This window comes from Streptomyces lincolnensis, assembly GCF_001685355.1.
GTDB classification, from domain to species: domain Bacteria; phylum Actinomycetota; class Actinomycetes; order Streptomycetales; family Streptomycetaceae; genus Streptomyces; species Streptomyces lincolnensis.
On the sequence record NZ_CP016438.1, the window covers coordinates 8,642,895 to 8,661,996 of the forward strand.

16 protein-coding genes and 1 riboswitch are annotated in these 19,102 nt (G+C 70.4%); of the genes, 13 read left to right on the forward strand and 3 right to left on the reverse strand.

The window, feature by feature from the left end:
• The first annotated feature begins 103 nt into the window (after positions 1 to 103).
• The 8 genes from shc (at position 104) to SLINC_RS38160 (ending at position 9,088) form a co-directional block, all read left to right on the forward strand.
• Positions 104 to 2,095 (forward strand): squalene--hopene cyclase, encoded by a 1,992-nt coding sequence (shc, locus tag SLINC_RS38125; RefSeq protein WP_067442988.1) that lies wholly within the window; start codon positions 104 to 106, stop codon positions 2,093 to 2,095.
• The gene (locus SLINC_RS38130; RefSeq protein WP_067442989.1) at positions 2,095 to 2,736 is read left to right on the forward strand and encodes a phosphorylase family protein; all 642 of its coding nucleotides are present in this window, start codon (positions 2,095 to 2,097) and stop codon (positions 2,734 to 2,736) included. The genes shc and SLINC_RS38130 overlap by 1 nt, the downstream gene beginning before the upstream one ends.
• A 5-nt stretch (positions 2,737 to 2,741) precedes the next feature.
• Positions 2,742 to 3,764 carry an adenosyl-hopene transferase HpnH gene (hpnH, locus tag SLINC_RS38135; protein ID WP_059194988.1) on the forward strand — a complete coding sequence of 341 codons (1,023 nt, stop codon included), beginning with the start codon at positions 2,742 to 2,744 and terminating at the stop codon, positions 3,762 to 3,764.
• Positions 3,765 to 3,768: 4 nt separating this feature from the next.
• The gene (gene ispG, locus SLINC_RS38140) at positions 3,769 to 4,926 is read left to right on the forward strand and encodes a flavodoxin-dependent (E)-4-hydroxy-3-methylbut-2-enyl-diphosphate synthase (RefSeq protein WP_067442990.1); all 1,158 of its coding nucleotides are present in this window, start codon (positions 3,769 to 3,771) and stop codon (positions 4,924 to 4,926) included.
• A gap of 26 nt (positions 4,927 to 4,952) precedes the next feature.
• Positions 4,953 to 6,851: a 1-deoxy-D-xylulose-5-phosphate synthase gene (gene dxs / locus SLINC_RS38145; RefSeq protein ID WP_067442991.1), complete on the forward strand. Its 1,899-nt coding sequence runs from the start codon at positions 4,953 to 4,955 to the stop codon at positions 6,849 to 6,851.
• Positions 6,848 to 8,266, forward strand: coding sequence for an aspartate aminotransferase family protein (locus SLINC_RS38150; protein ID WP_067442992.1), 1,419 nt, complete (start codon positions 6,848 to 6,850; stop codon positions 8,264 to 8,266). Before dxs ends, SLINC_RS38150 begins: the two co-directional genes overlap by 4 nt.
• 82 nt (positions 8,267 to 8,348) lie before the next feature.
• A complete protein-coding gene (locus SLINC_RS38155) occupies positions 8,349 to 8,969 on the forward strand; it encodes a helix-turn-helix domain-containing protein (RefSeq protein WP_067442993.1) in 621 nt (206 codons plus the stop codon).
• Positions 8,966 to 9,088: a DUF6126 family protein gene (locus SLINC_RS38160; RefSeq protein WP_067442994.1), complete on the forward strand. Its 123-nt coding sequence runs from the start codon at positions 8,966 to 8,968 to the stop codon at positions 9,086 to 9,088. Before SLINC_RS38155 ends, SLINC_RS38160 begins: the two co-directional genes overlap by 4 nt.
• Positions 9,089 to 9,144: 56 nt before the next feature.
• Here the strand turns inward: SLINC_RS38160 and SLINC_RS38165 are convergent, their stop codons facing one another.
• A complete protein-coding gene (locus tag SLINC_RS38165) occupies positions 9,145 to 9,942 on the reverse strand; it encodes a tyrosine-protein phosphatase (RefSeq protein WP_067442995.1) in 798 nt (265 codons plus the stop codon).
• A gap of 181 nt (positions 9,943 to 10,123) precedes the next feature.
• Between SLINC_RS38165 and SLINC_RS38170 the strand changes: the two genes are divergently transcribed.
• The 4 genes from SLINC_RS38170 (at position 10,124) to SLINC_RS38185 (ending at position 15,501) form a co-directional block, all read left to right on the forward strand.
• On the forward strand, positions 10,124 to 12,205 hold the full coding sequence (locus SLINC_RS38170; protein WP_067442996.1) for an alpha-galactosidase: 2,082 nt from the start codon (positions 10,124 to 10,126) through the stop codon (positions 12,203 to 12,205).
• A gap of 307 nt (positions 12,206 to 12,512) precedes the next feature.
• Positions 12,513 to 12,673: riboswitch (cyclic di-AMP (ydaO/yuaA leader) on the forward strand.
• Between the two features lie 2 nt (positions 12,674 to 12,675).
• Positions 12,676 to 13,647 (forward strand): M23 family metallopeptidase, encoded by a 972-nt coding sequence (locus SLINC_RS38175; protein WP_067442997.1) that lies wholly within the window; start codon positions 12,676 to 12,678, stop codon positions 13,645 to 13,647.
• A 197-nt stretch (positions 13,648 to 13,844) separates the two neighbouring features.
• The gene (locus tag SLINC_RS38180; protein ID WP_067442998.1) at positions 13,845 to 14,561 is read left to right on the forward strand and encodes a DUF6250 domain-containing protein; all 717 of its coding nucleotides are present in this window, start codon (positions 13,845 to 13,847) and stop codon (positions 14,559 to 14,561) included.
• Between the two features lie 112 nt (positions 14,562 to 14,673).
• Entirely contained in the window at positions 14,674 to 15,501 is an 828-nt protein-coding gene (locus SLINC_RS38185; RefSeq protein ID WP_182449252.1) for an SGNH/GDSL hydrolase family protein, read from the forward strand.
• A gap of 107 nt (positions 15,502 to 15,608) precedes the next feature.
• Here SLINC_RS38185 and SLINC_RS38190 read toward each other — a convergent pair whose 3' ends face one another.
• Together SLINC_RS38190 and SLINC_RS38195 are read right to left on the reverse strand one after the other, a co-directional pair.
• Entirely contained in the window at positions 15,609 to 16,220 is a 612-nt protein-coding gene (locus SLINC_RS38190) for a TetR/AcrR family transcriptional regulator (protein ID WP_269466265.1), read from the reverse strand.
• A gap of 108 nt (positions 16,221 to 16,328) precedes the next feature.
• Positions 16,329 to 17,507: a Glu/Leu/Phe/Val dehydrogenase dimerization domain-containing protein gene (locus SLINC_RS38195; RefSeq protein WP_067443001.1), complete on the reverse strand. Its 1,179-nt coding sequence runs from the start codon at positions 17,505 to 17,507 to the stop codon at positions 16,329 to 16,331.
• Between the two features lie 227 nt (positions 17,508 to 17,734).
• Here SLINC_RS38195 and SLINC_RS38200 point away from each other — a divergent pair, with 227 nt between their 5' ends.
• Entirely contained in the window at positions 17,735 to 18,940 is a 1,206-nt protein-coding gene (locus tag SLINC_RS38200) for an MBL fold metallo-hydrolase (RefSeq protein ID WP_067443002.1), read from the forward strand.
• The last annotated feature ends 162 nt before the right edge of the window (positions 18,941 to 19,102 follow it).

The following is a 19,102-nucleotide window of genomic DNA, read 5'->3' on the forward strand; positions in this document are numbered from 1 at the left end:
ATAGCCCTCGCGTAGTCGCCGGCCGGTGCCCGCACCGATGCGCACCGGCCGACGGCGGACCCACCGCAGCAACGACTCAGCACGACTGCACGAAGGGGAAGCCATGACAGCGACGACCGACGGAAGCACCGGGGCCCTGCCGCCCCGCGCTGCCGCGGCCAGCGAAACCGACATCCGTATCTCCGTGGCGGCCGGGGTACACGAAGCCGCCGTACGTGCCACGCAACGCGCCACCGAGTACCTGCTGTCCCGGCAGGACGCCCAGGGCTGGTGGAAGGGCGACCTCGAGACCAATGTGACGATGGACGCCGAGGACCTGCTGCTGCGTCAGTTCCTGGGCATCCGCGACGAGGCCACCACCCGCGCCGCCGCGCTCTTCATCCGCGGCGAGCAGCACGACGACGGCACCTGGGGCACCTTCTACGGCGGACCGGGCGAACTCTCCGCCACCATCGAGGCGTACGTCGCGCTGCGGCTGGCCGGCGACGCACCGGACGCTCCGCACATGGCGAAGGCGTCGGCGTGGATCCGCGAGCGGGGCGGGATCGCCGCCGCCCGGGTCTTCACCCGGATCTGGCTCGCCCTGTTCGGCTGGTGGAAGTGGGAGGACCTGCCCGAACTGCCGCCGGAACTCATCTACTTCCCGAAGTGGATGCCGCTCAACATCTATGACTTCGGGTGCTGGGCCCGGCAGACCATCGTCCCGCTGACGATCGTCTCCGCCAAGCGCCCGGTACGGCCCGCGCCCTTCGCGCTGGACGAGCTGCACACCGATCCCGCCGACCCCAACCCGGCCAGGCCTCTTGCTCCGGCGGCGAGTTGGGACGGTGCCTTCCAGCGTCTGGACCGGACGCTGCACCAGCTGCGCAAGGTCGCCCCGCGCAGGCTGCGCCGGGCGGCGATGAACAGCGCCGCCCGCTGGATCATCGAGCGGCAGGAGAACGACGGCTGCTGGGGCGGTATCCAGCCGCCGGCCGTGTACTCGGTGATCGCTCTGCACCTGCTCGGCTACGACCTCGAACACCCGGTGATGCGGGCCGGGTTGGAGTCCCTCGACCGGTTCGCGGTGTGGCGCGAGGACGGGGCCCGGATGATCGAGGCCTGCCAGTCGCCGGTGTGGGACACCTGTCTCGCCACCATCGCGCTCGCCGACGCGGGCGTTCCCGCCGACCATCCGCAGCTCGTCAAGGCCGCCGACTGGATGCTGGGCGAGGAGATCGTCCGCCCCGGCGACTGGTCGGTCAAGCGGCCCCAACTCCCCCCGGGCGGCTGGGCGTTCGAGTTCCACAACGACAACTACCCGGACATCGACGACACCGCCGAGGTCGTACTCGCACTGCGCCGCGTCCGGCATCACGACCCGGAGCGGGTGGAGAACGCGATCGGGCGCGGGGTGCGCTGGAACCTCGGGATGCAGTCGAGGAACGGGGCGTGGGGCGCCTTCGACGTCGACAACACCAGCCCGTTCCCCAACCGGCTGCCGTTCTGCGACTTCGGCGAGGTCATCGACCCGCCGTCCGCGGACGTCACCGCGCACGTGGTGGAGATGCTGGCCGTCGAGGGACTCGCCCACGACCCGCGCACCCGGCGCGGCATCCAGTGGCTGCTCGCCGAACAGGAGCCGGACGGCTCGTGGTTCGGGCGCTGGGGCGTCAACTACGTCTACGGCACCGGGTCGGTGGTGCCCGCCCTGGTCGCCGCCGGATTCCCCGGCTCGCACCCGGCGATCCGGCGGGCGGTGGCCTGGCTGGAGAAGGTGCAGAACGACGACGGCGGCTGGGGCGAGGACCTGCGCTCCTACAAGTACGTCAAGGAGTGGAGCGGCCGCGGCGCCTCCACCGCCTCGCAGACGGCCTGGGCGCTGATGGCCCTGCTGGCGGCGGGGGAGCGGGACTCCAAGGCCGTGGAGCGGGGCGTCGAGTGGCTCGCGAGCACCCAGCGCGAGGACGGCTCCTGGGACGAGCCCTACTTCACCGGCACAGGGTTCCCGTGGGACTTCTCCATCAACTACCACCTCTACCGGCAGGTGTTCCCGCTCACCGCACTCGGCCGGTACGTCCACGGAGAGCCGTTCTCCGGAGCGAAGGAGGGCTGATGAGCACCCAGCCCGCCCCGGCCCCGCTGCTGATCGCCTGCGCGCTCGGCATCGAACGCCTCGCCCTGCGCGGCGGCGACCGCGGTCAGGCGGGCGGACCGGTGACCGTCCTGCGCACGGGCATGGGCCCCGAGGCGGCCGAGGTCTCCGTCGCCCGGGTCCTGGCCCACCCGGAACTCGCCGGGGCCGCCGTACTGGCCACCGGTTTCTGCGCGGGGCTCGCCCCCGGCATGCACCCCGGCGATCTGGTGGTCGCCGAGGAGACCCGGCACCCGCGGGGAACCGTCCGGTGCGTCGGGACCGGCCTGCTCGTCGAGGAACTGGTGCGGGCGGTGCCCGGGAGCACCGTCCACACCGGGCCGCTCACCGGTTCCGATCACGTCGTGCGTGGTCACGAACGGTCGGATCTGTTCGCGACCGGCGCGATCGCGGTCGACATGGAGTCCGCGGCCACGCTCCTGAGCGCTGTACGCGAGGGCGAGCGCCCCGTTGCGGCCGTCCGGGTGGTCGTGGACGCTCCAGAGCATGAACTCGTCCGGATCGGCACGGTACGCGGTGGAATATCGGCTTTCCGCGTCCTTCGTTCAGTCCTTCCGGCTTTCTACGAATGGCACCGTTCCTTGCTGCTCCCCAGGAGGTGAGCCAGATGGCCATGCCACTGCGTCAGTCCATCAAGGTCGCTACATATTTGGCCGAACAGAAGCTCCGCAAGCGGGACAAGTTCCCGTTGATCGTGGAGCTCGAACCCCTTTTCGCCTGCAACCTGAAGTGCGAGGGCTGCGGCAAGATCCAGCATCCGGCCGGGGTGCTGAAGCAGCGCATGCCGGTGGCCCAGGCCGTCGGTGCGGTGCTGGAGTCCGGTGCGCCGATGGTGTCCATCGCCGGCGGTGAGCCGCTGATGCACCCTCAGATCGACGAGATCGTGCGCCAGCTGGTGGCGAAGAAGAAGTACGTCTTCCTCTGCACCAACGCCATGCTGCTGCGCAAGAAGATGGACAAGTTCACACCCTCCCCGTACTTCGCCTTCGCCGTGCACATCGACGGGCTGCGCGAGCGGCACGACGAGTCCGTCGCGAAGGAGGGCGTGTTCGACGAAGCGGTGGAGGCGATCAAGGAAGCCAAGAAGCGGGGCTTCCGGGTCACCACCAACTCGACCTTCTTCAACACCGACACCCCGCAGACCATCATCGAGGTGCTCAACTTCCTCAACGACGACCTGAAGGTCGACGAGATGATGATCTCGCCCGCCTACGCCTACGAGAAGGCGCCCGACCAGGAGCACTTCCTGGGCGTGGAGCAGACCCGCGAGCTGTTCAAGAAGGCCTTCGCGGGCGGCAACAGGCGCAAGTGGCGGCTCAACCACTCCCCGCTCTTCCTGGACTTCCTGGAGGGCAAGGTCGACTTCCCGTGCACCGCGTGGGCGATCCCGAACTACTCCCTCTTCGGCTGGCAGCGCCCCTGCTATCTGATGAGCGACGGCTATGTGCCGACGTACCGGGAGCTGATCGAGGAGACCGACTGGGACAAGTACGGCCGCGGCAAGGACCCGCGCTGCGCCAACTGCATGGCGCACTGCGGCTACGAGCCCACCGCCGTCCTGGCCACCATGGGATCCCTGAAGGAGTCGCTGCGCGCCATGCGTGAGACCGTCTCCGGAAACCGCGAGTAGCGCCATGACCGCCATCTCCCTGGGCGTCCCCGAGGTACCGGTCCGGCCGATCGCCGAGCGGCGTGTGTCGCGGCAGATCCAGGTCGGGCCGGTGGCGGTCGGGGGCGGGGCCCCGGTGTCGGTGCAGTCGATGACGACGACCCGTACGTCGGACATCGGCGCCACCCTCCAGCAGATCGCGGAACTCACCGCGTCCGGCTGCCAGATCGTCCGCGTCGCCTGCCCCACGCAGGACGACGCGGACGCGCTGGCCACCATCGCCCGCAAGTCACAGATCCCGGTGATCGCGGACATCCACTTCCAGCCCAAGTACGTGTTCGCCGCGATCGAGGCCGGCTGCGCGGCCGTCCGCGTCAACCCCGGCAACATCAAGCAGTTCGACGACAAGGTCAAGGAGATCGCGCGGGCCGCCAAGGACCACGGCACCCCCATCCGGATCGGGGTCAACGCCGGGTCGCTGGACCGGCGGCTGCTCCAGAAGTACGGCAAGGCCACCCCGGAGGCGCTCGTGGAGAGCGCGCTGTGGGAGGCCTCGCTCTTCGAGGAGCACGGCTTCAGGGACGTCAAGATCTCGGTGAAGCACAACGACCCCGTGGTCATGGTCAACGCCTACACACTGCTCGCCGAGCAGTGCGACTACCCGCTGCACCTGGGCGTGACCGAGGCCGGACCCGCCTTCCAGGGGACCATCAAGTCGGCGGTGGCCTTCGGCGCGCTGCTCAGCAGGGGCATCGGCGACACCATCCGGGTCTCGCTGTCCGCCCCGCCCGCCGAGGAGGTCAAGGTCGGCATCCAGATCCTGGAGTCGCTGAACCTCAGGCAGCGCCGGCTGGAGATCGTGTCGTGCCCGTCCTGCGGGCGCGCCCAGGTCGACGTCTACAAGCTGGCCGACGAGGTCACCGCGGGCCTGGAGGGCATGGAGGTGCCCTTGCGGGTCGCGGTGATGGGGTGTGTCGTGAACGGACCCGGTGAGGCGCGGGAGGCGGACCTGGGGGTCGCCTCCGGCAACGGCAAGGGGCAGATCTTCGTCAAGGGCGAGGTCATCAAGACCGTGCCCGAGTCGAAGATCGTGGAGACCCTCATCGAGGAGGCGATGAAGATCGCCGAACAGATGGAGCAGGACGGCGTCGCGTCGGGGGAGCCGGCCGTCACCGTGAGTTGAACAGCACGGACCGAAGGGGGCCCGACGTGACGATTCTGGAGAACATCCGGGGACCACGCGATCTGAAGGCGCTGGCCGAGGCGGAACTCGGTGAACTGTCCGAGGAGATCAGGGAGTTCCTGGTGCACGCGGTCGCCAGGACCGGGGGTCATCTCGGGCCCAACCTGGGGGTGGTGGAACTCACCGTCGCCCTGCACCGGGTCTTCGAGTCGCCGGTCGACCGCATCCTGTGGGACACCGGCCACCAGAGCTACGTACACAAACTGCTGACAGGGCGTCAGGACTTCTCCAAGCTGCGCGGCAAGGGCGGCCTCTCCGGCTACCCCTCGCGCGAGGAGTCCGAGCACGACGTCATCGAGAACAGCCACGCCTCCACCGTGCTCGGCTGGGCCGACGGGCTGGCCAAGGCCCACCAGGTGCAGGGCGAGAAGGGGCATGTGGTCGCGGTCATCGGCGACGGCGCGCTCACCGGAGGCATGGCCTGGGAGGCGCTCAACAACATCGCCGCCGCCAAGGACCGGCCGCTGATCATCGTCGTCAACGACAACGAACGCTCGTACTCGCCTACCATCGGCGGACTCGCCAACCACCTCGCCACGCTGCGCACGACCGACGGCTACGAGAAGGTCCTGGCCTGGGGGAAGGACGTACTGCTGCGGACCCCGGTGGTCGGGCACACCGTGTACGAGTCGCTGCACGGGGCGAAGAAGGGCTTCAAGGACGCCTTCGCGCCGCAGGGCATGTTCGAGGACCTCGGGCTGAAGTACGTCGGTCCGATCGACGGGCACGACATCAAGGCCGTCGAGTCCGCGCTCCGGCGCGCCAAGCGCTTCCACGGGCCCGTGCTGGTGCACTGCCTCACCGAGAAGGGCCGCGGCTACGAGCCCGCTCTCGCGCACGAGGAGGACCACTTCCACACCGTCGGGGTGATGGACCCGCTGACCTGCGAGCCGCTCGCGCCGTCCAACGGGCCGTCCTGGACCTCGGTGTTCGGCGACGAGATCGTGCGGATCGGGGAGGAGCGCGAGGACGTCGTGGCGATCACGGCGGCCATGCTGCACCCGGTGGGACTGGGCAAGTTCGCGGCACGGTTCCCGGACCGGGTGTGGGACGTCGGCATCGCCGAGCAGCACGCCGCCGTCTCCGCCGCCGGGCTCGCGACGGGCGGACTGCACCCGGTCGTCGCCGTCTACGCCACCTTCCTCAACCGGGCCTTCGACCAGCTCCTGATGGATGTCGCCCTGCACCGCTGCGGGGTCACCTTCGTCCTGGACCGGGCCGGTGTGACCGGCGCCGACGGGCCCTCCCACAACGGCATGTGGGACCTGTCGGTCCTCCAGGTCGTCCCCGGCCTGCGGATCGCCGCGCCGCGCGACGCCGAACAGCTGCGGGCACAGCTGAGGGAGGCGGTCGCGGTGGACGACGCGCCCACGCTCGTCCGCTTCCCGAAGGAGTCGGTGGGGCCCGAGGTGCCCGCGATCGACCGGGTCGGTGGCATGGACGTCCTGCACCGCTCCTCCAGTGAGCCGGACGTCCTGCTCGTCGCCGTCGGTGTGATGGCCCCCGTCTGCCTCCAGGCCGCCGAGCTGCTGGAGGCGCGGGGCATCGACTGCACCGTCGTGGACCCCCGTTGGGTCAAGCCCGTCGACCCGGAACTCCCCGGCCTCGCCCGCCGGCATCGTCTGGTGGCCGTCGTCGAGGACAACAGCCGTGCGGCCGGCGTCGGAGCGGCGGTGGCGCTGGCCCTCGGCGACGCCGAAGTCGACGTACCGGTACGGCGCTTCGGCATCCCGGAGCAGTTCCTCGCGCACGCCAAGCGCGGTGAGGTGCTCGCCGACATCGGCCTCACTCCCGTGGAGGTCGCCGGCCGGATCGGCGCGAGCCTGGCCGTCAAGGAAGAGCTGTCCAAGGAGCAACAGGAATGACAACAGCGGAATCCGCGTCGCCCTCCTCGCGGGCCGGGGAGTTCGACCTCGGCGCGCTGCTGGCCGAGCGCGGAGCCGAGCGCTACGAGCTGCACACGAGATACCTCAACCACCAGCTCCCGCGCATGCTGCACACCATCGGCTTCGACAAGGTCTACGAGCGCGCCGAGGGCGCCCACTTCTGGGACGCCGACGGCAATGACTACCTGGACATGCTCGCCGGGTTCGGGGTGATGGGCCTGGGCCGCCACCACCCCGTCGTCCGCAAGGCGCTGCACGACGTCCTGGACGCCTCGCTCGCCGACCTCACCCGCTTCGACTGCCAGCCGCTGCCCGGGCTGCTGGCCGAGAAGCTGCTCGCGCACAGCCCGCACCTGGACCGCGTCTTCTTCGGCAACAGCGGCACGGAGGCGGTGGAGACCGCACTGAAGTTCGCCCGGTTCGTCACCGGCAAGCCGCGGATCCTCTACTGCGACCACGCCTTCCACGGACTGACCACGGGCTCGCTGTCGGTCAACGGCGAGTCCGGGTTCCGCGACGGGTTCGCGCCGCTGCTGCCCGACACGGCGGTGCCGCTCGGCGATCTCGACGCCCTGGCGGCCGAGGTGAGGAAGGGCGACGTCGCCGCCCTGATCGTCGAGCCGATCCAGGGCAAGGGCGTGCACGAGGCGCCGCCCGGCTACCTCCGGGCCGCCCAGGAGCTGCTGCACCGGCACAAGGCGCTGCTGATCGCCGACGAGGTGCAGACCGGCCTCGGCCGGACCGGGGACTTCTACGCCTACCAGCACGAGGACGGCGTCGAACCCGACCTGGTGTGCGTGGCCAAGGCGCTCTCCGGCGGCTATGTGCCGGTCGGCGCCACCCTCGGCAAGGACTGGATCTTCAAGAAGGTCTACTCGTCGATGGACCGGGTGCTCGTCCACTCGGCGAGCTTCGGGTCCAACGCCCAGGCGATGGCGGCCGGCCTGGCCGTCCTGTCCGTGATGGAGACCGAGCAGATCGTCGCGAACGCCCGCGCCACGGGCGACCTGCTGCGGTCCCGGCTCTCGGCACTGACCGACAAGTACGAGCTGCTCGCCGACGTCCGCGGCCGGGGCCTGATGATCGGCATCGAGTTCGGCAGGCCCAGGTCGCTGAAGCTCCGCAGCCGCTGGGCCATGCTCCAGGCCGCGCGCAAGGGGCTGTTCGCGCAGATGGTGGTCGTCCCGCTGCTCCAGAAGCACCGCATCCTCACCCAGGTCTCCGGCGACCACCTGGAGGTGATCAAGCTGATCCCGCCGCTGGTCGTCGACGAGCGGGACGTGGACCGGTTCGTGGACGCCTTCACGGACGTCATGGACGACGCCCACAGCGGTGGCGGACTGGTGTGGGACTTCGGCAGGACGCTGATCAAGCAGGCGGTGGCCAACCGCTGACCCGGCCCGCCGGCCCGTCCGTCGACTTTGCCTCTGAGGCAAGAGATTTGCCGTAGAGGCAAAATCGCGGCTGAATGGGGGCATGAGCTCTCCCCGTCCGGAGCCGGAACCGCGCGACGACCTGCCGACCACCGTCGCTCCCCGGCTCCGCTCCCTGCGCCGGCGCGCCTCCCTCACCCTGGAGGCCGCCGCCGGTGCCGCGGGGCTCTCGCCCGCCCATCTCTCCCGTCTGGAGACCGGGCAGCGCCAGCCCTCGCTGCCGATGCTGCTGGCCCTCGCCCGCATCTACGGTACGACGGTCTCCGAGCTGCTCGGCGAGACGGTCGCCGAACGGGACGCGGTGGTGCGCGCGGCCGACATGGAGGCCACCGCGGCCGGCGGCTGGACCTACTGGCAGGCCGGGGCACCCGGCCGCGGGATGCAGGCGCTGCGCGTCCACGTCCCGCACGGCTCGCAGGGCGACATCGTGCGCGTGCACCCGGGCGAGGAGTGGCTGTACGTCCTCACCGGGCGGCTGCGGCTGCGCCTCGGCGACACCACGCACCTGCTCGCACCGGGTGACAGCGCGCACTTCGACTCGCTGACCCCGCACCGCATCGCCGCCCAGGACCCGGACGGGGTCGAGCTGCTGTTCGTCCACACCCTGTTGCAGAGTCCCACGGCCACGCTGTGCCTGGGCCCCACCATCGGAGACAGATCATGAAGAACCTGGAAGAGCGGTTCCCGCGCGCCCTGTGGGTGCGCCTGATCATCTACATCGCGGTGGGGCACCTCTTCGCCGCGTTCATCTACTTCCTGTTCGAGGCCGGCGCCCAGCAGTAGCCGCCGGGACGGCGGGCGCCGGCCGTACGACTCCGCCGAGTGTCGAGTGCCGAGCGTCAGTCGAGCAGGCGCTCCCGCAACCGCTCGCGGGTCTGCGGGGTGACCCCGAGCCCCTTCTCCAGGTAGGTGTCGACACCGCCCCAGATCTCCTCGATCGTGTCGAAGGCGGCTTGGAGGTACTCGGCCCGCGCGTCGAACAGCGGGGAGAGCAGCTCCATCACCTCGGGGGAGTAGCCGGATGCCGAGGAGCCGCTGCGGTGCACCTTGTAGCGGCGGTGCTTGGCGTTCGACTCCAGGTAGTCGGCGATGATCGCCTCCCGCTCGACCCCCACGGCGAGCAGTGTCACCGCGATGGACAGGCCCGCGCGGTCCTTGCCGGCCGCGCAGTGCATCAGGGCGGGGACACTGTCCTCGGCCAGGGAGTGCAGCACCTGGGAGTGCTCGGCCGTCCGCTCCTTCATGATCGTGCGGTAGGAGGCGATCATCCGGGCGGCGGCCTTGCCGTCGCCGAGGATCTCACGGAGCTGGTCGATCTCGCCCTCGCGGACCATCTTCCAGAACTCGCCGCCGTCGGCCGGGTCGGTCAGCGGGAGGTTCACATTGCGCACGCCCGGCAGCTCGACGTCGGGCCCCTCCAGCTTCTGGTCCGCCGCGTTGCGGAAGTCGAAGATCGTGTGCAGGCCCAGGGAGCCGAGGAAGGCGGCGTCCTCGCCGGTCGCGTGCGCGAGGTGGCCGCTGCGGAACAGCACGCCGTGGCGCACCCGCCGTCCGTCCACGGTCGGCAGCCCGCCCACATCACGGAAGTTGCGGACTCCGGCCAGCTCGGGTTCGGTCGACGGGACCTGCTGCGTCACGGGGTCTCCTCGCGGTCGGTTCCGCCGACGCGGCTCGACGGCGGGCACGCAGTCGACGATACGACATGCGTTCGTACGGCATTGAGTTGTCCACAGGCGTTGTGGTGAGGGATCGTGGCACTCGATGATGTTGATGCGTGAGCGGACCTGTTCGCGTGTGTTCGTATCTGTGAGGGACAGCATGCTGGAGATCGCCGACAACGCCCGTACGTGGATTCTGTCCGGGCCGACCAGCAGTTACGCCGTCCATCTCACCGAGGGCGACGAGCTGCTGCATCTGCACTGGGGCCCCAGGATCGCGCTCGCCGACGCCGAGGCCCTGGCCGTACCCCCGCTGCCCACCGCCTCCTCCTTCGAGGCGCCGCTCGACGGGCGCGAGGAGTACCCCGTCGAGGGCGGCCCCCGTTTCGTCCGGCCGGCCCTGTCCGTCCGTACCGACGAGCGGCGCGGCACCGAGTGGGCCTTCGAGGCGTACGAGACCTCGGACGAGCCCGAGGGCGGCGAGCTGCGGCTGCGGTTCCGGGACGGCGGCCTCACGATCACCCTGCACTACCGGATGCGGGCCGACGTCGTCGAGCGCTGGGTGACCCTGCGCAACGAGGGGCCCGTCCTGGAGGTCCTGCGCGCCGACTCCGCCACCTGGACGCTGCCCGAGCGCGAGGACTGGCGGCTGTCCCAGCTGCACGGCCGCTGGGCGGCCGAGTCCCGGCTGGTGCGCACGCCCCTCACCTACGGCGAGAAGGTCATCGGCAGCCGCCGCGGCCACACCGGGCACCAGCACCTGCCCTGGGTCGCGCTCGACACGGACGCCACGGAGGAGCGCGGCGAGGTCTACGGCTGCGCCCTCGGCTGGTCCGGGTCCTGGCGGATCGCCGTGGCCCAACTCGCGGACGCGCGCGTGCAGGTCACCGGCGGGGCCGGCTACGACGACTCCGGCCTGCTGCGCCTGGCGGCGGGGGAGTCCTTCACCACGCCCGTCTTCGCGGGTCTGTGGAGCGATGCCGGCTTCGGCGGGGCGAGCCGCGCCTGGCACGCCTACCAGCGCGCCCACGTCGTCCCGGACGCGGACGTGGACCGGCCGGTGCTGTTCAACTCCTGGGAGGCCACGCTCTTCGACATCTCCGAGGAGCAGCAGGAGGTGCTGGCACGCCGGGCCGCGGAGATGGGCGTCGAACTGTTCGTGGTCGACGACGGCTGGTTCGGGGCGCGCACCAGCGACCGGGCCGGCCTCGGCGACTGGACGCCCAACCCCGACCGCTTCCCCGGCGGCCTCAAGCCGCTCGCCGACCAGGTGCACGCGCTCGGGATGCAGTTCGGCATCTGGGTCGAGCCGGAAATGGTCAATCCGGACAGCGACCTGTACCGCGCCCACCCCGACTGGGTGCAGTACCAGTCGGGACGAAAGCGGACGGAACTGCGCAACCAGCTCGTACTGAACCTCGCGCGCGAGGACGTCCAGGAGTACCTCTGGGAGCAGTTGAACGCGCTCCTGTGCAGCGCCCCGATCGACTATGTGAAGTGGGACTTCAACCGCTGCTTCACCGACGCCGGCTGGCCCGGCGACGCCTACCCGCAGCGCCTGTGGGTCGACCACGTGGACGCCCTGTACGCCCTCCTGGACCGCCTCCGGGCCGCCCACCCGAACGTCGCCTTCGAGTCCTGCTCGGGCGGCGGCGGCCGGATCGACCTCGGGATCATGAGCCGCACCGACCAGGTGTGGACCTCCGACAACACCGACCCGCTCGACCGGCTCGCCATCCAGCACGGCTTCAGCCAGATCCACCCGGCTCGGGTCATGGCCGCCTGGGTCACCGACAGCCCCAACGCCCAGCTCAACGGACGGGTCAGCTCACTGGGTTTCCGCTTCGTCAGCGCCATGGCCGGCGTGCTCGGCGTCGGCGGAGACCTCTCCGAGTGGACCGAGGAGGAACTCGCCGAGGCTCGTGGCTGGGTGAGCCTCTACAAGGAGATCCGGCCCCTCGTGCAGCGCGGGGACCTCTACCGGTTGCGGCCCCCGGCCGGCGGGCTCAGTGCGGTGCAGTACGTCCTCGGTGACGAGACGGTCGTCCTCGCCTGGCTCCAGGCCCAGCACTACGGCGAGTCCGCCCCGGCGCTGCGACTGCGCGGCCTCGATGCGACGGCGTCGTACGAATGCCGCGAAACGGGTGAAGTGCACCGAGGTGCCGTACTGCTGCATCACGGACTGCGGACCGGGCTGCGGGGAGACCTCGATGCGACGGTTCTCCGGCTGCGTCGCATCTGATGCTTGTGTCCGAATTGGCGCATCTCTACCAACTCCTTCTGTAATAGGGGGAGCTGTGAAAGTGCCGCGTGAGGAGCGTCATATTCGTGACCGTGCGTTGTGCGTCATGTTCACGTAATCAACATGTTTTTCAAGGGGTTTTGGAGTGTGTGATCACCCTTCGGTCCACGGAGGGTGACCGGGAATTCTCATAGCGGATCTACAGAAACGCATACGCACCACAACCACCGCTTGTCCCTGTGCGTCCTAGTCGCTTACGTTCGCCACCGATCCGGACGGACGCCCAATCCTGCCGCCGCCCGGATTCCGCACACACTCACCCGTACACGGCAGGAGCGGGGGACCCACAGGCAGTACCGCCTGTTCCGGTCTCCGGAACAGGCTAGGGGTTAAGCCGTACTTCGGTACGACCGGGCATCTCCAGTCCGAACCCGACAGCTCACCTCGTAGGCGCCGGAGAGGAATTCGTCATGCCCGCGAGGGGTAAGCACCGCCGCCCGAAGTCCCAGCGCTTCACCCGTTCCATCGCCGTCGCCGGAACCGGCGGCGCCGCACTCGCCCTGCCGCTTCTGGGGGCGACCGGCGCCCATGCCGCACCCGCTCAGTCCGTTTCGGAAAAGGCCGTTCAGTCCTCTGTTCCGACCGCCGAGAAGAAGGTGGCCGAAAAGACGGCGACCGCGAAGAAGCAGTCCGGTGCGAAGACCTATGCGGTGCGCGCCGGCGACTATCTCGCGAAGATCGCCGACGAGCAGAACGTCAGCGGTGGCTGGCAGAGGCTCTACGCCGACAACCGCGCGGCCGTCGGTGACGACCCGGCACTGATCCACCCCGGCCTGAAGCTCTCGATCGGCAAGAAGGCCGCGACGGGCAACGGCACGACCGAGTCGTCCGCCTCCACCTCCCCGTCCACCTCGTCTTCTTCCTCTTCGTCCAAGAAGTCGGATTCCTCCGCTTCTTCGGCGAAGTCGAAGGCGTCCTCCTCGCAGGGCTCGACGGCGACCACGCAGAACGCCGCCTCCACGAGCAGCGCCAGTGGCTTCACCGTCCCGGTCGCCGGTGCCGCCGTCGGCACTCCGTACCGCATGTCGGGCTCGATGTGGTCCAGCGGCTACCACACGGGCGTCGACTTCGTCGTCCCGACCGGCACCTCCCTGAAGGCCGTGGGCGCGGGCACCGTCGTCTCCGCGGGCTGGGGCGGCGCGTACGGCAACCAGGTCGTCATCCGGCTCGCCGACGGCCACTACGCCCAGTACGCCCACCTCTCCTCCCTCTCCGTCTCGGCCGGTCAGAGCGTGACCGAGGGCCAGCAGGTCGGCCTCTCCGGTGCGACCGGCAACGTGACCGGCCCGCACCTGCACTTCGAGATCCGCACCACGCCGGACTACGGCTCGGACGTGGACCCGGTCGCCTACCTCCGCTCGAAGGGTGTCTCCGTCGGCTGACGCCCCGTAGACACCTCCTGGACCACCTGCCTGACACGCTGCCGAAGGCCGGACCCCGATCCCCGGGTCCGGCCTTCGGTATGTCCGTGGGGTGCCCGTGGTGCCTGGGGTGTCGACAGTGAGGTGCGGGAGGGGTCAGAGTGAACTCCGCAGTTGTGCAAGCGCTTTCTATGCGCCTTCTCGAAGGAGTCGCCCCCATGACGACCACCCGCAGAGCCTTCGGAGCCCTGGCCGCCGGCGCCGCCCTGGCGGCCCTCGCACCGGCGGCCACCGCGAGTGCCGCGCCCAGGCATCGCCGCCTCATCGCCCACGACGACTTCTGCCACGGCCTGCGCCACTGGGCCGTGGAGCTGGAGAAGGGCGGCACCGTGACCGCCGCCCGCGGCGTCCTGGACGTCGACGTGCCCGCCGGGGCGACGATCTGGTTCAGGAAGCGACTCGAAGGGCCCTACGTCCTCGAATACACCGCCACGCCCGTCTCGGAGGGCGGGGCCAACGACCGTGTCTCCGACCTGAACAACTTCTGGAACGCGGTCGACGTCCGGTCCCCCGACGACCTCTTCGCCACACACAGGGGCGGGGCGCTGGCCGAATACGACTACCTCAAGACGTACTACTCCGGATACGGCGCCAACTACAACACCACCACCCGGCTGCGCCGTTACGTCGGCGAGGCCGGCGTCCGACCGCTGATCTACGACTACACCGAGCCGCTGCTCGTGGCGAACGAACCCAACCGGGTCCGGATCGTCTCCGACGGGTCGACGGTGCAGTGGTGGAACAACGGGCGGCTCGTCTTCGACCTCCGCGATCCCGAGCCGTACACGGGCGGCCACTTCGCCTTCCGGACCACCTGGAGCCACTTCCGGATCAGCGAATTCCGGGTATGGCGACGGACGCCCCAACAGCGCTGACCCAAGGGCTATTCCTGCCTTGACCAATCCTTGAAGAGTGGCTTATCTCACCGTCCGTCAACCCTTTCCTACGGTCGCGTAGCTCACACCCGAAGGTGAATCATGGGCCGACGTGGCAGACGATTCGAAGAGTGAGAAGAGTGAGAAGAGAGTAGTCATCGGGTCGTACGTGGCGCTGGGGGACAGCTTCACCGAGGGCGTCGGTGACCCCGGCCCCGACGGGGCGTTCGTCGGCTGGGCCGACCGGTTCGCGGTACTCCTCGCGGACCGGCGGCCCGAGGGCGACTTCAGGTACGCGAACCTCGCGGTGCGCGGCAAGCTCCTCGACCAGATCGTGGAGGACCAGCTTCCGCAGGCCGTCGAACTCGCGCCGGACCTGGTGTCGTTCTGCGCCGGCGGCAACGACATCCTGCGGCCCGGCACCGATCCCGACGAGGTCGCCGAACGGTTCGAGCGGGCGATCGTACGGCTCACCGCCGTCGCGGGCACCGTCATGGTGACCACCGGCTTCGACACCCGTGGCATCCCCGTGCTCAAGCATCTGCGCGGGAAGATCGCCACCTACAACGGGCACGTACGGGCCGTCGCCGACCGCTACGGCTGTCCGGTGCTCGACCTGTGGTCCCTCAGGAGCGTCCAGGACCGGCGGGCCTGGGACGGCGACCGGCTCCACCTGTCACCCGACGGGCACACCCGCGTGGCGCTGCGCGCCGGCCAGGCCCTTGGCCTGGAGATCCCGGCCGACCCGGAACAGCCGTGGCCCCCGCTGCCGCCGCGCGGCACGCTGGAGGTGCGGCGCGACAACGTGCACTGGGCGCGCGAGTACCTGGTGCCGTGGATCGGCCGACGGCTGCGCGGGGAGTCGTCCGGGGACCATGTGACGGCCAAGGGGAGGCTGTCGCCCGACGACATCAAGTCACGGATCGCCGCGGTGGCTTGAGGGCTTGAGGTGGATACCGGGTGCCGGGCCGATCGTCGGCCGGGCATCCGGGTATCTGCCGTCCGACGCCGGAGCTCGCCGTTCTTGTCGCGACCGGTCCCGCCGTCCTACGTCGTCAACGCCTCGCGTGCCAGCCCCAGTTCCCGGGCCAGCGCCTCGTCCACCCACTCCTGCGCCCGGGTCCGGGACAGCGCTCCGGGGTAGGAGGTCAGCTGTACGGCCAGCCCGTCCAGCAGGGCCGTCAGGCGCAGGGCCGTACCACCGGGGTCCGGGCAGTGGAACTCGCCCGCGGCCACGCCCTCGGTGATCACCTCGGCGAGCGCCGCCTTCCACTCCTTGTCGAGATCCCGCGTGACCTCCTGCAACGCGGGTTCCCGCAGTGCCGCCGCCCAGCCCTCTATCCACAGCCGCCAGCCCTTGGCCTGGCCGGTCGGGGCGTACCAGCGCACGGCCGACCGCAGCCGGCGCAACGCGGTCGTCCTGCGCGCGAGCAGCTTGCGCAGGTGGGCGAGGTCGTCCTCGGCCGCGTAGGAGAAGGCGGCGGCGACCAGCTTCTCCTTGGTGGAGAAGTGATAGAGCACCAGCGCGTTGCTCACGCCGAGCGCCGAGGCCACGTCGGCGATTCTGACGGCCGCCACGCCCCGCGCCTCGATCTGCCCGATGGCGGCCCGCAACAACTCCTCGCGCCGCTCCGCCACGCTCAACCGCACCCTCGCCACGCGGTCACCTTAATCCGTCGTGGGGTGAGGCGGCGGCGGGAGGCCGCCCGCGGAGGTCACCGCGCGTACCGCCCGGCGGTCACGGTTACCGGCCGTACTGCCCGGCCGTCACCGGTACCAGCCGTACCGTTCGGCGATCACCGGCAGCCGGTCCGCGGCGATGGCGTGGGCCGCGGCCCTCGGGGACGTGCCGTCGGCCTCGGCGCGGACCAGCATCCGCTCGACGAGGGCGCGCATCGAGCGCCGCGTGTGCGCGAACGCCTCCTCCGCGTCGGGCCCTATGTCGCCGAACAGCGTCCACCACCACCAGGCGTTCGTCCCGGAGTTGACGACCACGTCCGGCAGCACGGTCACCCCGCGCGCGGACAGCAGGGCCTCCGCCTCCGGCAGCACGGGCATGTTGGCCGCCTCGACGATCCAGCGCGCGGTGATCCGCCCCTGGTTCTCGGTGTCCACGGCGTACGAGACCGCCGCCGGCACCAGCACCTCGGCCTCGGCGGACAGCCAGGCGTCGCCGGGCAATTCCCGGTCGCCGGGGCGCAGCGCCGCGCGGTCGACGGTGCCGTGGGCGTCCCGGGCGGGGAGCAGGGCCTCCACGTCGAGGCCCGCCGGGTTGGCGATCGTGCCCTTGATGTCGGCGACGGCCACCACCGCGAGTCCCGCGCGCGTGAGGAAGCGGGCCGTGGCCCCGCCCATGGTGCCCAGCCCCTGTACGGCGACCCGCGTGCCCGAGTGCGGCACACCGGCCCGGTCCAGGGCCGTGAGCACCGACTCGGCGACCCCGCAGCCGCCGACCAGTTCGTCGAGGCCGATCCCGTCCACCTCCACCGTGAACGCCTCCGCCAGCCGCCGACGGGCCGCGGCCTCGTCGTCGAGCAGCGGATACACCGCCTGGACGGAGGAGACCAGCCCCGCCTCGGCCGCGGCCCGGTCCACCACGTCCTGGCTGAGGCCGAGGTCCTCACCCGTCGTCCAGCAGCCCTCGACGTACGGCCGCATCGCCCGCAGGTACCGCACCAGGAGCTCGTACGCCCCCGGGTCGCGCGGGTCGCAGTCGATGCCGCCCTTGGCGCCGCCCAGCGGGATGTAGCGGCCCTCGGGGTTGTAGTGCAGGGCCTCTTTCATGGTCATCCCGCGGGCCAGCCCGGTGACCTCGTCCAGCGTGCAGCCCGCCCGCATCCGCAGCCCGCCGCTGGAGACACCCCGTACCAGCCGGTCGATCACCAGATAGCCCCGGCGGCCGGTGACGTGGTCGGTCCAGGTGAGCGACATCAGGGGCGCGGTCATGGGTCTCCTCAACTGAACGGTGAGTCAGTATCGGGAAGATGGCCGTGTCCTGTCAACGCGGGCGTCTCGACGTACGGAGGGATGAACGGACGGACATGCGAACGGACAGACGTACGGACGGACAGGCATGCGGAAACCGGCGTCCGGAATAGATCACCGCCGGTAACACTTGTGTCGGAGGGAGCGCCCATAATGGAACGCCTCACCGACTCCACCCTGGAGGTACCGTGTCCGGTTTCCGTAACCCGAGCCCCGGGCTCCGTGCGCTGCGGCCCGCGGCCTTCGGCGTGGACCCGAGCGGTGAGCGCATGGCGCGGATCCGTAGATCGCCCCACTTCAAGGATGGTGTCTTCCTGAACCCGGGCGGCGAGGCCCGGGTCGGTCCCTCCGGTTCGACCGTGGAACTCGCGAAGCAGTTCTTCGACCGTGAGCAGCGCAGGCGCCGTGCCCCGCAGGGCACCGTCCCGGTGCACGCGACCACGCTCGCCGACATCGCCGAGCCGCCCGCGAGCGGGCTGCGGGTGACCTGGCTGGGTCACTCCAGCGTGCTCGCGGAGATCGACGGTCACCGGGTGCTCTTCGACCCCGTCTGGGGCGAGCGGTGCTCCCCCTTCGCCTTCGCCGGGCCCAAGCGGCTGCACCCGGTGCCCCTGCCGCTGGCCGCGCTCGGCCCCGTGGACGTCGTCGTCATCTCGCACGACCACTACGACCACCTGGACCTGCCCACGATCAAGGCGCTGGCCGGCACGGACACCCTCTTCGCGGTACCGCTGGGCGTCGGTGCCCATCTGGAGCACTGGGGAGTCTCCCCCGACCGGTTGCGTGAACTGGACTGGAACGAGGACACCAAGGTCGGCGGACTCACCCTCACCGCCACCCCGGCCCGCCACTTCTGCGGCCGCGGCCTGCGCAACACCCAGCACACCCTGTGGGCCTCCTGGGTCGTCGCCGGCGACGAGCACCGGATCTACCACAGCGGTGACACCGGTTACTTCGAGGGCTTCAAGGACATCGGTGCCGAGCACGGCCCCTTCGACGCGACGATGATCCAGATCGGCGCGTACAGCGAATTCTGGCCGGACATCCACATGACTCCCGAGGAGGGCGTCCGCGCCCACCTCGACCTCCAGGGCGGCCGGCCGCACGGCGTGCTGCTGCCGATCCACTGGGGCACCTTCAATCTGGCGACGCACGCCTGGGCCGAGCCGGGGGAGTGGACGAAGGACGCCGCCGAGGAGAAGAGGCAGGCCGTCGCCTCCCCGCGTCCCGGCGAGCCCTTCGAACCGGCGGGCAAGGTCCCGACCGACCGGTGGTGGCGAGGGGTCTCCGGCCCGATCGCCCGCCCGTGGCACCGCCCCGAGACGCCCGCACCCGCGACGGCGCCCGCGTCGGCCCAGCCCCGGGACGAACTCGACCTCGCCGGCGGGGTGTGACACCGGAGGCGACTGATTCGGACGAGGGACGCGACTGCTTCGGACGAGTCGATCCGGCGCCGGTCGGGCCAGTGAGACGAGGAGGGTGACCAGCGGACGTGCTGTCCGCTGGTCATTCCTGTTCTCTGTCGTCCACTTTGCGATACGATACGTCTCGTCTTG

Bases quoted from the DNA above. Each gene is read 5' to 3' on its own strand.
- SLINC_RS38160 (WP_067442994.1), top strand. From the start codon at position 8,966: ATGAAGAACCTGGAAGAGCGGTTCCCGCGCGCCCTGTGGGTGCGCCTG.
- SLINC_RS38150 (WP_067442992.1), top strand. From the start codon at position 6,848: ATGACAACAGCGGAATCCGCGTCGCCCTCCTCGCGGGCCGGGGAGTTC.
- SLINC_RS38130 (WP_067442989.1), top strand. From the start codon at position 2,095: ATGAGCACCCAGCCCGCCCCGGCCCCGCTGCTGATCGCCTGCGCGCTC.
- ispG (WP_067442990.1), top strand. From the start codon at position 3,769: ATGACCGCCATCTCCCTGGGCGTCCCCGAGGTACCGGTCCGGCCGATC.
- shc (WP_067442988.1), top strand. From the start codon at position 104: ATGACAGCGACGACCGACGGAAGCACCGGGGCCCTGCCGCCCCGCGCT.
- hpnH (WP_059194988.1), top strand. From the start codon at position 2,742: ATGGCCATGCCACTGCGTCAGTCCATCAAGGTCGCTACATATTTGGCC.
- SLINC_RS38180 (WP_067442998.1), top strand. From the start codon at position 13,845: ATGACGACCACCCGCAGAGCCTTCGGAGCCCTGGCCGCCGGCGCCGCC.
- SLINC_RS38195 (WP_067443001.1), bottom strand. From the start codon at position 17,507: ATGACCGCGCCCCTGATGTCGCTCACCTGGACCGACCACGTCACCGGC.
- SLINC_RS38175 (WP_067442997.1), top strand. From the start codon at position 12,676: ATGCCCGCGAGGGGTAAGCACCGCCGCCCGAAGTCCCAGCGCTTCACC.
- SLINC_RS38155 (WP_067442993.1), top strand. From the start codon at position 8,349: ATGAGCTCTCCCCGTCCGGAGCCGGAACCGCGCGACGACCTGCCGACC.
- SLINC_RS38170 (WP_067442996.1), top strand. From the start codon at position 10,124: ATGCTGGAGATCGCCGACAACGCCCGTACGTGGATTCTGTCCGGGCCG.